Raw genomic sequence first — 13,666 nt, forward strand, 5'->3', positions numbered from 1 at the left:
ATACACTTGAACTCGTGGGCACTCATCGCAGCGGAACCCGGTCCCGGGGCGTCAGCAAAGGTCCGGTTATCGCCGTAGTGGTCGTCGTGCTGCTAGTCGCGGGTGTTTTCGCGTGGAACAAGCTGAGCAATCGGGCCGCCGATCAGGACAGTGCCGCCGCGGCGGAGTGCGTGGAAGGGCCCGCGACGCTGTATGTCACGGCCGACCCGGACATCGCGCCCTCGGTGCGCACGATCGCCGACGGCTACAACGCCACCAATCCGCACATCCGTGATCACTGCGCCAAGGTGGAGGTGACCGCCCAGCCGTCCGCGGCGATGGTGGCGGCCTTCACCGCGAACGCGCCGTGGAACCAGCAGCTCGGGCCGCAACCCGCACTGTGGATCGCCGATTCGCTGCGGTCCATCGAATCCGTACGAGTGCCGGGCCTGATCGAGGGCAATCCGGCGCCGGTCGCGGCGAGCCCGATCGTGCTCGCCGTTCCCGAGGACTTGCGCCGCGCACTCGACGAGGCCAAGGTCACCTGGTCGGATCTGCCACGCCTGCAACAGGGTTCGCTTACCGAGATCGGCCTGTCCGGGTGGGCGGGACTGCGCATGGCACTGCCGCCCGGTGACGCGACGCTGGCCGCGGCCAGCGCGGTGGGCTCGACGGTATCCGGCACCGATCCGCTCTCCGATCAGGCCGCACAGTCCGGGCAGGTGGTATCAGCGATCTCCCTGCTCGCTGCCAAAGCACCCGAAGCGCAAGACATTACGACGGCGCTGGCCACTGTCGCCGGAGCGCCTCAACCGGCGAGCGCACCCATTCATGCGGTAGCCGCCACCGAACAACAGGCAAAGGCCCAGGGCGGGCTGGCCATGTTCAGCCCCGCCGGTTCCGCACCGGTGGCCGACCACCCGGCCGCGCTGATGTCGGGCCCATGGGTGGACAAGACGCAGAACCTGATCGCAGGCATATTCGCCGACTATCTGCGCACGCCGCAACAAGCGCAGACCTTCACCGCCGCCGGTTTCGCCGCCGCACCGGCCACTGCCACCGCCGTGCCCTCCAGGGCAGCGCTGGACAAAGTGCGCGCCACCCTCGCCAACCCGGTTCTCGGCGTGCAGTCGACCGTGTTGCTCGATGTCTCCGCCTCGATGGGCAACACCGAGGGCTCGGCCACCCGGCTGGCCAATGTCCTTGCCGCCCTTCGCTCGACCATGAACGTGATGCCGCCGGACTTCGGTCTCGGCGTGTGGACCTTCGGCAAGAACCTCGACGGCACCACCCCCTACCAGGTCCAAACAGTGACCGCGCCGCTGACCGACGACCAACGCACCGCACTCACCACCGCGCTGAACACCGTGCGCCCCGACGAATCCCGCACCGACCAGGCTTACCCGTCCCTGCTGGCCGCCTACCGCGCCGCGGCAACGGGATACACCGCGGGCCGCACCAATTCGGTTCTCCTCATCACCGACGGCCCCGACGACGACTCGACGGTCACCGGCGCCAAGCTGCTCGCCGACCTCACCGCCGCCACCGACAAGTCGCGCCCGGTCCGCATCGACGTCATCGTCCTAGCGGGCAACGGCACCGAAACCCTCCGAACCGCCGCGCAAAGCACCGGCGGCACCTACACCCGTCTCGCCAGCTCCGACGACATCAGCTTCGGCACCGCGATGGTCCACGCCCTCACCACCCCCTGAACCGGCGCGGCCGGAGACCCCCGCGTATCGCAGGGCATCGTCGGCCCGTCCAGGAGGATCGCCCACTTCCGTTTGCGGCGCAACTTCGCTCCGCAATGGCGACACCGAGCGAACGACCGCGACCGTCGTCCACTCCACACCGGCCAGCTCAGCGGCCTCCGGGACGTCGTCCGCGGTCGCGGCAGATACCGCAACGATTCGATCGACCACGACCGAGAGGCCCCATTCGGCTGCGGTACAGCGAGGGTGGTACCGCGAGTCAGTCGGCGTAGGCCTCGAGGGGCGGGCAGGAGCAGACCAGGTTGCGGTCGCCATAGGCGCCGTCGATGCGGCGGACCGAAGGCCAGACCTTGCCGCGGTCGGGGGTCAGGCCGTGCGGGAATACGGCGATTTCGCGGCTGTAGGGGTGGTTCCATTCACCGACGAGGCAGGCCGCGGTGTGGGGTGCGCCGCGCAATGGGTTGTCCTCCACCGGCCATACGCCTGCGGCGACCTTGTTGATTTCGTCGCGGATCGAGGTCATCGCGAGGATGAACTCGTCGAGTTCGGCCAGGTTTTCGCTTTCGGTGGGTTCCACCATCAACGTGCCCGCTACCGGAAAGCTCATGGTCGGGGCATGGAAACCGTAGTCCGCCAGGCGCTTTGCGACATCGTCCACGGTGACACCGGTCTGCTTGGTGATCTCCCGCAGATCCAGGATGCACTCGTGTGCCACCATGCCGTGCTCGCCGGTGTAGAGCACCGGGAAGTGCTCGTCGAGGCGCCGGGCGATGTAGTTGGCCGAGGCGATCGCCGTCAGCGTCGCCTTGCGCAGGCCGTCGGCCCCCATCATCCGGATGTAGGCCCAGGTGATCGGCAGGATCGAGGCCGAACCGTACTCGGCCGCTGACACCGCGTGCGAACCGGGTTCGAGCGGATCGCCCGGCAGGTACGGGGCCAGGTGCGAGCGCACCGCGACCGGGCCGACACCCGGACCGCCGCCACCGTGCGGGATGCAGAAGGTCTTGTGCAGGTTGAGGTGACTCACGTCGCCACCGAAGCGGCCCGGACGGGCAAGTCCGACAAGCGCATTCAGGTTCGCGCCGTCGACGTACACCTGACCGCCGGCATCGTGCACCAGTGCGCACAGCTCGGCGACCTCATGCTCGTACACGCCGTGCGTGGACGGGTAGGTGATCATGATGCAGGCCAGCCGGTCGGCGTGGTCGGCGATCTTGGCGCGCAGGTCGTCCAGGTCGACGTCACCGTTGTCGCGGCACTTCACCATCTCCACACGCAGCCCGGCCATGGCGGCGGACGCCGCGTTGGTGCCGTGGGCGCTGGACGGAATCAGGCACGTATCCCGGTGCGTGTCACCGCGATCCAGATGGTATCGCCGGATGGCGAGCAGCCCGGCGTACTCGCCCTGACTACCGGCGTTCGGCTGCAGGCTCACCGAGTCGTATCCGGTGATCGCCGACAGCCAGCTCTCCAGATCGTGGATCACCCGCAACAGGCCCGGCGCATCCTCGACCGGCGCATACGGATGCACCCTGGCGAAGCCCGGCCAGGTGATCGCCTCCATCTCGGCGGTCGCGTTCAGCTTCATGGTGCAGGAACCGAGCGGAATCATGCTGCGGTCCAAGGCAATATCCTTGTCCGACAGCCGCCGCAGGTATCGCAGCATCGCAGTCTCGGTGTGGTAGCTGGTGAACGCCGGGTGCATCAGGTATTCGGAGGCACGGGTCTCGATCGACCCGCTCGCGGACGCGGGCGCGGATGCCTCGGAAGACAGTGCGGTGCCGAAGGATTCGAGCACGGCGGCGACATGCGCCTGGGTGGTGGCTTCGTCGCAGGCGATACCGACGTGATCGGCGTCTACCAGCCGCAAGTTGATGCCACGCGACTTCGCCTTCGCCACAACGGCTTCCGCACCGCCGGGCACCTGCACCAGCACGGTGTCGAAGAAGCTGTCGTGCACAACCGCGCCGTCGAGTCCGGCGGCGATGGCCCGCGCGTGTCCGTGCACCCGTCGCGCGATCTCCCGCAGCCCATCGGGACCGTGGTAGCTGGCGTACATCGCAGCCAGGATGGCCAGCAGCACCTGGGCGGTACAGATATTGGAGGTCGCCTTCTCACGGCGAATGTGCTGCTCGCGGGTCTGCAGTGCGAGCCGGTAGGCGACCGAGCCGTCGGCATCCACCGATACGCCGACCAGTCGGCCCGGCAACTGCCGCGCATGCTTGGAGTGGACGGACAGATATCCGGCGTGCGGTCCGCCGAAGCCCATCGGCACACCGAACCGCTGCGTGGTGCCGAAACACGCGTCGGCGCCCAGTTCCCCCGGCGGCGTGATCAGTGTCAGCGCAAGCAGATCCGCACCGACGGCAACCAGCGCACCGCGCTCGTGGGCCGCCTCGATGAGCGGCGCCCAGTCCACCACGCGCCCCGAGGCGCCCGGAATCTGGACCAGCACACCGAAGAACTCGCCGTCTGGCAGTCCGAGAGACAGGTCGGTCTCGACGATTTCGATGCCGAGCGGCTCGGCCCGGGTGTAGAGCACGGTCTTGGTCTGCGGAAACAGGTCGGTGTCGATGAGCAGCCGCTCGGACTTCGAACGACCGGCTCTGCGCAACAGCGTCATCGCCTCGGCGGCCGCGGTGGCCTCGTCGAGCATGGAGGAGTTGGCGACCTCCATTCCGGTCAGGTCCGACACCATGGTCTGGAAGTTGAGCAGCGCTTCGAGGCGGCCCTGGCTGATCTCCGGCTGGTAGGGCGTGTAGGCGGTGTACCAGGCAGGGTTTTCCAGCAGGCTGCGCACCAGCACGGGCGGGGTCAACGTGTCGTAGTAGCCGAGGCCGATCATCGAGGTCGCGACGGTGTTCGAATGGGCCAGCTCGGCCAGCTCGGTGAGCACCTCATGCTCGGTGGCCGCAGGCGGGAGGATGTCGAGGCCGGAGCCGTCGAGGATGCTCGCGGGCAACGCGGCGGTCGCGAGCTCGTCCAGCGAACCGACGCCGACGACGTCCAGGATCCGGGCGAGTTCGTCCCGGTCGGGTCCGATATGGCGGTCGGCGAATGATCGAGTCACGGCAGCTCCAAGGTCGGGCGGGTCGACCACGCGGTCGACGGGTACCAGCCCTCCCCCTCTGTCGTGGAGCCTGAGAGATTCGGGGTGCGACCCCTTTCCCCATGGGCGGGCGACCGTGCGCTGTCTGCAGCGGTCACCACTTTCCAGAGGCGTCGAAGCCCGTACGGTCCCTGTTGCCTGAGAGATTGACGGGGAGGTGCTGCTCCTTCGGCGCCCGGGCTCTTATGAAGACCGGGACTCTCCCGCACGGCGGCGACGCACCGCTAGTTTATGCCGCGCGCGCAACGAACCGCGCCACTGGACCCCGAATGGACGTGTCGTCCTCGTCACGTCGGCCCTGCAGAAAGTGCCCGCCGTATGCGGCGGGCACTCCACCACGAAATTTCTAGCCGGTCTTCTGGTTCATTCGCGCCTTGCGACGGAACGACAGTTCATCCTCGGGACGCTCGCTCGCGCTGCCGCTGACGGCCCGCTCGGCTGGGAAGTTGGCGATCGCGCCGGTCAACTCGCGCATTGCACCGCTCACCGCGATGCCGAAAACGCCCTGCCCACCCTGCAGTAAATCAACTACCTCCTCAGCCGAGGTGCATTCGTACACCGAGGTGCCATCGGAGAACAGGGTGATGCCTGCCAGGTCCGCTACGCCGCGGCTGCGCAGATGATCGACCGCGATGCGGATGTTCTGCAGCGAGATCCCCGCGTCCAATAGTCGCTTCACGATCTTCAGGACCAGGATGTCTTTGAACGAATACAGCCGCTGACTGCCAGAGCCCGCGGCACTACGGATAGACGGCACGACTAAACCGGTGCGCGCCCAGTAGTCGAGCTGCCGGTAGGTGATCCCGGCCACCTGGCATGCGCTGGGGACGCGGTAGCCGACGAGATCGTCAGGTACCGAGTCGTCCGGGAACAGGCCTGGCTGTACCACTCCCTGCGATTGCTCTGCCACTGACCACTCCCTTGCTTCGCCGCCGCCTTGGCCTCATCAATGACCGGCTCCGTTGACCACATACACCCAGTCAGAACGGACGTGGCCCAACTATCGAGATTACTCCCCCTGATTGTCACGGGAGCGGCATCGTCCGACCAAACGCGACGCGCGGTAAGAGTCTAGACCTGTACTCGAGGTCTAGAAAAAAGTTCAAATCCCTCAGCTGTCAGTCGCTTTGAAGTCGTCCGGCGAAACCGATTCGAGGAACTCCTTGAACTTCTCGACCTCGTCTTCACGCTCGTCCGGCATGACCAATCCGGCTTCCTCGAGGACGGGTTCCTCGGCATAGATCGGGCAACCGACCCGCAAGGCGATCGCTACCGAATCCGAGGGCCGCGCGGAGATCCGTAGATCGTTCTCGAATACCAGATCCGCGTAGAAGGTGCCCTCCTGCAGATCGACGATCCGGACTTCCTTGAGGGTGTGCCCGAGGTCGGTGATCAGGATCTTGATCAGATCGTGGGTCAGTGGACGGATCGGGGTCACCCCTTCCTGCTCGAGCACGATCGCAGTCGCCTCGGCCTGTCCGATCCAGATCGGTAGATACCGATCACCCGACGCCTCGCGGAGCAACAGCACGGGCTGGTTCTGTGGCTGCTCGACACGGATGCCGATCACGCGCATTTCACTCATGCCTTGGCCTCGCTAACGCTCAGCTCCGGCATGCGCGAAGCACACTGTGACATGATTCGCTCGCTGCGCTCACTCATCGCACTGCCTCCCAATACTTCGCCGGCCACCCGGCATGAACTACCGCAGAGCTCGCCGTACCACCGAGTCTAAGCGAACGGGGAGGTGTCCAGCGATCCGTGTGCACAGCCGAAATCTGCGTGTTGTCGGAGTGGAACCCGCTCGCGCGGCGACGAGGAACCCCGCGCCGAAGACTCAGCCGCCGAGCGAGTTCCGAACCGATGCTTTTACCAGACAGGTGTGCAGGGTCAACGACAGCGCCGCGAGCTCGCGCACCGTCTCTTCCGCGCGAGCGCGGGCGCCCGCATCGCGACTCTTGGCGATCGGGGCCGCTATCTGGGCGACCAGTGCCGCCTCCCGGTCCGCGGCAAGCTTGAAGGCACGTAAATGCCGTGCCTCCAGTCCGAATTCCGCCATCGCTTTTGCGGTCCGCGCAAGCGTCACCGCCTCGGCGTCGAAGAATCCCGCGGCGCCGGGGGTGATCAGGTTCGCCCGGATCAGGTCGGTCAAGAACTTCTCGTCGATGTCGGCCTGCGTGAGCAGATCGGCACGGGTGAGCCGTATTTCATGATCGAATCGCAGCTCGTCCGGCGAGACCTCACCCGGCACGACGCCGAGCCTGCGCGGCGCGCTGACGCTCGCGCCGCGCGCGGACTGACCATTGTCGGATGGTGTGGCGAGCTCGTTGTCACGCACGGAGTGCGCCCGGGCGCGGGCTTCCCGCACACCGAGCGTCGCCGCACCGCTGTCGATCGCTTCGAGCTGTTCCTTGATCACCTTCAACGGCAGGTACTGGTCGCGTTGCGCGGTCAGCACAAACCTGAGCCGTTCACAGTCGGCGATCGAGAATCTGCGGTATCCGGACGGAGTGCGCTCCGGCCGGATCAGACCCTCGGCCTCGAGGAAACGGATCTTCGAGATGGTGATGTCCGGAAAGTCCGGCCGCAGCAAGTCCAGCACGGAGCCGATCGACATGCCTCCGCGCGCCCACTGCGCCGCGCCCGTCATAGCATCGAGTCTTTCATGAAGCCGCGTTCTCTCCTGCCAACACGGCCGTCACGAAGACCCGTGCCATTCGCGTCATAGACTGCCAGCACCCGCAGACGACTCGTTCACCTGAGCGCGCGGGCCGGTGAGGAACACCAGACGGAATTTTCCGATCTGCACCTCATCACCGTTCTGCAGCTCCGAGGAGTCCACCGGCTCCCTGTTGACGTAGGTACCGTTCAAGCTGCCCACGTCGACCACCTGGAAGGAATCGTCGTCCTGCCGGAATTCGGCGTGCCGACGGCTGACGGTGACGTCGTCGAGAAAGATGTCACTGTCGGGATGGCGACCGGCCGACGTGGTCGGCTGATCGAGCAGGAACCGCGAGCCCGCATTCGGTCCGCGCTTGACGACCAGGAGAGCCGCGCCCACCGGCAGACCCTCGACCCCTTGGACCGGCTGCTCGCCGGTCTGCTCTGCGGAGCGCGACGCGTCGACCTCGTTCAGGAAATCCGCACGGAAGACCGACGTCGTCTCGGCCGCGGTCTCCCCGTAACCCGGGTCTTTGTTCTCGCTCACCGTTTCTCTCCTCCTCGAACCTGATTTTCCGTGCAAGCAGGTGCTGCCTTCACCGTCACGACCTGGGATCGTTGACGCTAGAACACCGGATCAGCTCACCGGCACATCTGTTGGCATTGACCGTACCCTGCCAGGGCGTACCCGTGCAGGTAGAACCGGGAAGGCTGAGTCAGCCCCCGATAACTCCTTGATAACCTGCCGCATCCAGCAGCTCGCCGAGTGCAGCATCCAGGGTTGCTGGGTCGGCCAGTTCGAGCTCGAACAGCCAACCTTCGCCGTACGGATCAGTGTTCAGCGTTTCCGGCTTCTGCACCAAATCCTCGTTCACCGCAACAACTTTCGCCGCCAGCGGCGCATAGATATCGGACACGCTCTTGGTCGACTCGACCTCGGCGATGCTATCGCCCGCGGCCGCATCCCGATCCGCCTCCGGCAGCTGCACGAACACAACGTCACCGAGTTGAGACTGGGCGTAGTCGGTGATGCCCACCCGAACCCGTGTCGGGCTGATCCGTTGCACCCACTCGTGCTCTTCGGTGTAGCGCAGATCCTCGGGGGTCTGGGTCACAGGCCATCCTTTCCGTCGGGAACGTTCACGCAAACTCTAATGGCTATGTGGTCCGGTGCGGCACAGACGGTATCGCTCGCGCGACGGCGATGGCCTTCCCGGTGTAGAGGACACCAGTCCACACATACACCGCCGTACCCCAGACCAGGAATGCCCCACCGAAGGCCCGGCCGAAACCTGCCAGTGCCCAATCCATCTGACCGGCCAGCAACCACGGCAATGCGGACATCAGCGCGAAGGTGGCCGCTTTGCCCAGGTAGATCACGTCCGGCGGGTCCAGTTCGCGGCGTTTGTATACCGAAAGAGTCACGGTGAGCAGCAGATCACGGCCGACGAGGAGCGCGGCGACCCACCACGGGAGCAGACCGCGGATGACAAAGGCGGCCAGGGTCGTCACCAGGTAGAGCCGGTCCACGAACGGGTCGAGCAGCGCACCGAGGCGCGAGGACTGGTCGAGCAGTCTGGCCAGCTTGCCGTCCAGGAAGTCGGTGACACCGCTGGCGACCAGCAGCGCGAATGCCCAGCCGTCGGCCCGCTCGACCAGCAGCAACCACAGGAACAGCGGCACTCCCAACAACCGCAGCACGCTCAGCGCGTTGGGGACGGTCAGGATGCGGTCGGCGAAGATACCGCCGACCGCGCCGTCAGTGCTGGAGTCGGCGTGCTCGCCCGACCCCGTCGTCCCCGATTCCGTTGTCACAGCCCGTGCATACCGCACCGACCCCCGATAGCGCCATCCGGGCACGCCGGTTGCGGCCATATCCACCGACCGGCACGCTATGGATTCCGTCGCATCCGACCCGGTGACAGAATGACTATGAAAATATCTCATCCGTTGCTCGGTGAGTGAGAGGAAGTCATGCCCGCATTCGACTATGACGTGGTGGTGATCGGTTCCGGATTCGGCGGCAGCGTGGCCGCGCTGCGGCTGACCGAGAAGGGGTATCGGGTCGGTGTACTCGAGGCGGGCAGGCGCTGGAACGCCGAGGACATCCCGAAGACGAACTGGAATGTGCGCAAGTCGATCTGGGCGCCGCGGCTGGGTCTGACCGGACCGCAGCGGATCAGCATCCTCGGCAAGTGCGCGGTGTTCTCCGGCGCCGGGGTCGGCGGTGGCTCGCTGATCTACGGCAACACCCTCTACGAGCCACTGCCGAACTTCTACACCGATAAGCAGTGGTCGCACATCACCGATTGGAAATCCGAGCTCGCGCCGTATTACGACCAGGCCCAACGCATGCTCGGCGTAGCGCCGAACCCGCGGATGACCCCGGCCGACGAGGTGATCAAGGAGATCGCCGATGATCTCGGCGTCGGTCACACATTCCATGCCACGAACGTCGGCGTGTTCTTCAACGAGGACGATCCCGGCACCGAAGTGGACGACCCGTATTTCGGCGGCGTCGGCCCGCGGCGGCGCGGCTGCGTGCACTGCGCGCAATGTTTCACCGGCTGCCCCAACAATGCGAAGAACACCACCACGACCAACTACCTCTACCTGGCCGAACAGGCAGGTGCCGAGGTCCACCCGCTGACCACCGCGACCGACGTCCGGCCGCTGCCCGAGGGTGGCTACGCGATCGACACCGAACGCTCCGACCGGTGGGTCCGCAAGGAGCGCAAACCCTTCACTGCCCAGCAGGTGGTCTTCGCGGGCGCCGCGCTCGGCACCCAGAAGCTGCTGCACAAGATGCGCGACGAGCACGTGCTGCCGAATCTCTCGCCGCGCCTCGGCGAACTGACCCGCAGTAACTCCGAGGCCATCCTCAATGTGGTGAGTCGCTCGCGCCGCGATTTCGCCGAGGGCATCGCGATCACCTCCTCGATCCATCCGGAGGCCGATACGCATATCGAGGTCTGTCACTACGGCAAGGGCCAGAACGCACTGTTCCCGATGTCGGTCCCGATCGTCGACGGCGGCGCGTTCCGATTCCTGCGCTTCCTGCTGGCGATCGTGCTGCACCCATTGGTGTTCCTGCGCAGCCTCAATGCCAGGCACGCCTCGGAGAAGTCGGTGATCCTGCTGGTGATGCAGTCGCTGGACAATTCGCTGACCTCCTTCCGCAAGCGTGGGCTGCTGAAGACCAGGGAGGGCACCGGCGAGCCGAATCCGACCTGGATTCCGCTGGCGCACGATGTCGGCCGCCGCTTCAGCGCGAAGGTGAACGGCGACACCCACGGTCTGATCATGGACGTGCTGAACATCCCGGCGACCGCGCACTACATCGGCGGCTGCGTGATCGGCGAGAACCCCGACACCGGCGTGGTCGACCCGTATCAACGGGTGTACGGGCATCCCGGCCTGCATATCGCGGACGGTTCGGCGGTCACGGCCAATCTCGGCGTCAACCCGTCGCTGACCATCACCGCGCAGGCCGAGCGGGCTATGGCGTTCTGGCCCAACAAGGACGAGGCGGACCCGCGCCCGGAGCTCGGCTCGGCCTACCAGCGGATCAACCCGGTTGCCCCGAACCATCCGACCGTTCCCGGCGCGGCTCCCGGCGCGCTGCGCCTGCCGATCACCCCGGTCGACCCGGTCGACCCGGTCGTGCCGGTCGTGCCGGTCGTGCCAGCCAACTGAGCAGCCGAACCCGTCGCCCCGCCCCACCTGGCGCGGGTGGGGCGACGTGACGGTGGCCCGACGTGGCGAATTCGACACGACCAGGCGGTTCTTCACCGGCTAGCGTGGGTTGTTGTGTCCAACAGTGGTATCGACCTTCGCACCTACGTGCCAGCCGAGGAGGTGCGCGCCCGCGGCCGTGCGCAACGGCAGCGGGTTCCGGTCACCGCGCGCGATAGGGCGGCCACCTGGGCTACTCGCCCGAACGTGCTCGAATTCATCGAGGCGAGCAACGCGGGTCGCCTGACGCATCTGGTGCCGTTGCGGATCGGCCGCATGCTCGCCTCGCCGTTCACCTTCTACCGTGGCGCTGCCGGGCTGATGGCCGCCGATCTGGCGGGCAGCCCCGACAGCGGCCTCGCCGCGCAGATCTGTGGTGACGCGCATGCCGCCAACTTCGGCCTGTACGGCACGCCGCGCGGCGAAATCATCATGGACATCAACGATTTCGACGAGACCGTCGTCGGACCGTGGGAGTGGGATCTGGAGCGCCTCGCGGCCAGTCTGGTGCTTGCGGGCCGCGAGGGCGGTGCCGACGAGGACAACTGCTACCGGGCGGCCCGCGACGCGGCGACCTCCTACCGGCTCGCGATCACTCAGCTGGCACAGCTGCCGTTCATGGAATCGTGGACGGCGCTGCCCGACGAATCGGTGATCAACAAGGCCAGGGCCGACGATCTGCTCGACGACTTCAAGAAGGCCGCGAAGAAGGCGCGCAAGAACACCAGCGCCAAGGTGGTGGCGAAGTGGACCGAGCACCTCGACGATCACGAGACCGGCATCCGCAAGCACCGATTCGTCAGCGACCCACCGATTCTCACACAGGTCGAGGACGAGGTCACCACAGCGGTCATCGACGGCCTGGCGCGGTACACCGATACGCTGCGCGAGTCCCGACGAAATCTGATCACCCGATTTGCCGTGTCCGACATCGCTTTTCGGATCGTCGGCACGGGTAGTGTTGGATTGCACAGCTATGTCGCGCTGCTACACGGCAATGACGGAGAGGCACTGGTGCTGCAGGTGAAACAGGCGAACCCGTCCGCGCTCGCCCCATTCCTGGCCGCGCCCGCGCCGCGACACGAGGGGGAACGAATCGTGCAGGGCGCCAGGCTGGTTCAGTCCGAGAGCGACATCCTGCTGGGTTGGACAACCCTCGACCTGCCCACGGGCGAGCTACCGTTCATCGTGCGTCAATTCCGCAACCTCAAAGGCGATATCGACCCGGCGAGCCTGCCGGCCGGCGACCTCGACGACTACGGCAGGCTGGCGGGCGCCCTGCTGGCTCGGGCACATTCGCGGTCGCTCGATCCCCGTCTGGTCGCGGGCTATCTGGACGGTGACGATCGTTTCGACGACGCGGTCGCCCGTTTCGCCGTCCGCTACGCCGACCGGACCGAGGCAGACCACGCCGAACTGGTCGCTGCCGAGCGGGACGGGAAGATCGTCGCCGAACAGCCGCAGTAGATCTCGTGCCCAACACGCCGTGTCTGGCCGCAGGCGCGGCGAACAGGGCCCGGGTGCTCGTATCCTTTCCACCATCGAGTGTCGACGTGAAGGGCGGTCGTGAATGCTCGTGCGAGTGCAGAATCCGGCAGGCACCAACGCCGAACGGGCGTTGATCGACTGGCTGCGCACCTGGAAGGACCCGGCCAGCCCGCACGGTGTCGCCACAATCAATTGCAGCCTGTTCCACAAGGATCGGCTACACCAGTTCGACGCCGTGGTCTGGACGCCGACCAGTTGCGTGTTGATCGAAGCCGAGGCGCTGGTCGCCCGCCAGGACGGCGTGCTGGAAATCCCGCTCAACGGGGCCTGGACGATCTCGGGTGAACCGGTCGTCATGGAGGGCCGGGATCGGCGCACCCCGCTGGAGAAGTCGCGTGAGCATACTTTCGCCCTGCAGACCTGGCTGGCCGCGCGCGGGCTCGGCCAGCGCGCGGTGCACGGTGTCGCGCTGATCGTCCCGCTGCGTGGTGCGGAGCTGAAGGCCCAGCAGGCCTGGAGCGACCCTGGTTTCGATGTCATCCTCGGCAACGACCCCGGCAAGCTGCGCCACTACTTCGACACGCTCGCCGAGAGCGAGAAGCAGCTGTGGACGGCCAACGATGTCGCGGTGGCCTTCCGCGGCCTCGGTATCCTGCCCTACCTGCCCGCCCCGCAGGAGCTGCTGAACGAGGGGTTCATCGGGCCGATCGACATCACACTCTGGCACGGCGGCCCACAGCAGGCGCAGGCCGAGGCCTACGCCGAGGAACTCGCGATGGCTGAGCGGGAAGCCCACGCGCCCGCCCTGGTGATCGAGGCGCCCTGGTACAGCCCGTGGAGGCTGTATCCGCGGGAGTCCGGCGATATGGATCTCGGCAGGGCGTTCATGCGGATCACCTTGGCTGTCGGCATGCTCATCGGCTTCGCCTGGATCATCTGGTTCGCCATCACCGCGATCCTGACCTACGGGCCGGGCTGATCC

10 protein-coding genes, 1 pseudogene and 1 riboswitch are annotated in these 13,666 nt (G+C 66.4%); of the genes and pseudogenes, 4 read left to right on the plus strand and 7 right to left on the minus strand.

Annotated features, from left to right (window positions below; genetic code table 11):
• The first annotated feature begins 14 nt into the window (after nucleotides 1–14).
• On the plus strand, nucleotides 15–1,691 hold the full coding sequence (locus ACFQZZ_RS17645) for a VWA domain-containing protein (RefSeq protein ID WP_378681364.1): 1,677 nt from the start codon (nucleotides 15–17) through the stop codon (nucleotides 1,689–1,691).
• 259 nt (nucleotides 1,692–1,950) lie between these two features.
• Here ACFQZZ_RS17645 and gcvP read toward each other — a convergent pair whose 3' ends face one another.
• From gcvP to ACFQZZ_RS17680, 7 genes and pseudogenes are all read right to left on the minus strand, one after another.
• Nucleotides 1,951–4,761, minus strand: a complete 2,811-nt coding sequence (gene gcvP, locus ACFQZZ_RS17650; RefSeq protein WP_378681367.1) for an aminomethyl-transferring glycine dehydrogenase — start codon at nucleotides 4,759–4,761, stop codon at nucleotides 1,951–1,953.
• A 154-nt stretch (nucleotides 4,762–4,915) separates the two neighbouring features.
• A riboswitch (glycine riboswitch) is annotated at nucleotides 4,916–5,016 on the minus strand.
• 130 nt (nucleotides 5,017–5,146) lie between these two features.
• Nucleotides 5,147–5,698 (minus strand): annotated as a pseudogene (locus ACFQZZ_RS17655) (MerR family transcriptional regulator); the annotation flags it as partial.
• A 213-nt stretch (nucleotides 5,699–5,911) separates the two neighbouring features.
• The gene (locus ACFQZZ_RS17660; protein WP_378681370.1) at nucleotides 5,912–6,385 is read right to left on the minus strand and encodes a bifunctional nuclease family protein; all 474 of its coding nucleotides are present in this window, start codon (nucleotides 6,383–6,385) and stop codon (nucleotides 5,912–5,914) included.
• 252 nt (nucleotides 6,386–6,637) lie between these two features.
• Nucleotides 6,638–7,450 (minus strand): MerR family transcriptional regulator, encoded by an 813-nt coding sequence (locus ACFQZZ_RS17665; protein WP_378681373.1) that lies wholly within the window; start codon nucleotides 7,448–7,450, stop codon nucleotides 6,638–6,640.
• Nucleotides 7,451–7,522: 72 nt separating this feature from the next.
• Nucleotides 7,523–8,008: an FHA domain-containing protein gene (locus ACFQZZ_RS17670; protein WP_378681376.1), complete on the minus strand. Its 486-nt coding sequence runs from the start codon at nucleotides 8,006–8,008 to the stop codon at nucleotides 7,523–7,525.
• Between the two features lie 169 nt (nucleotides 8,009–8,177).
• Nucleotides 8,178–8,576: a glycine cleavage system protein GcvH gene (gene gcvH, locus ACFQZZ_RS17675; protein WP_378681379.1), complete on the minus strand. Its 399-nt coding sequence runs from the start codon at nucleotides 8,574–8,576 to the stop codon at nucleotides 8,178–8,180.
• 43 nt (nucleotides 8,577–8,619) lie between these two features.
• Nucleotides 8,620–9,204, minus strand: a complete 585-nt coding sequence (locus ACFQZZ_RS17680) for a CDP-alcohol phosphatidyltransferase family protein (protein WP_378681878.1) — start codon at nucleotides 9,202–9,204, stop codon at nucleotides 8,620–8,622.
• Nucleotides 9,205–9,435: 231 nt separating this feature from the next.
• Between ACFQZZ_RS17680 and ACFQZZ_RS17685 the strand changes: the two genes are divergently transcribed.
• The 3 genes from ACFQZZ_RS17685 (at nucleotide 9,436) to ACFQZZ_RS17695 (ending at nucleotide 13,663) form a co-directional block, all read left to right on the plus strand.
• On the plus strand, nucleotides 9,436–11,157 hold the full coding sequence (locus tag ACFQZZ_RS17685) for a GMC oxidoreductase (RefSeq protein WP_378681382.1): 1,722 nt from the start codon (nucleotides 9,436–9,438) through the stop codon (nucleotides 11,155–11,157).
• A 114-nt stretch (nucleotides 11,158–11,271) separates the two neighbouring features.
• Nucleotides 11,272–12,663: a DUF2252 domain-containing protein gene (locus ACFQZZ_RS17690; RefSeq protein ID WP_378681385.1), complete on the plus strand. Its 1,392-nt coding sequence runs from the start codon at nucleotides 11,272–11,274 to the stop codon at nucleotides 12,661–12,663.
• A gap of 103 nt (nucleotides 12,664–12,766) precedes the next feature.
• Nucleotides 12,767–13,663, plus strand: a complete 897-nt coding sequence (locus tag ACFQZZ_RS17695) for a nuclease-related domain-containing protein (protein WP_378681388.1) — start codon at nucleotides 12,767–12,769, stop codon at nucleotides 13,661–13,663.
• Nucleotides 13,664–13,666: the final 3 nt, after the last annotated feature.

It is taken from the genome of Nocardia sp. GCM10030253, assembly GCF_042675075.1.
Lineage (GTDB): Bacteria > Actinomycetota > Actinomycetes > Mycobacteriales > Mycobacteriaceae > Nocardia.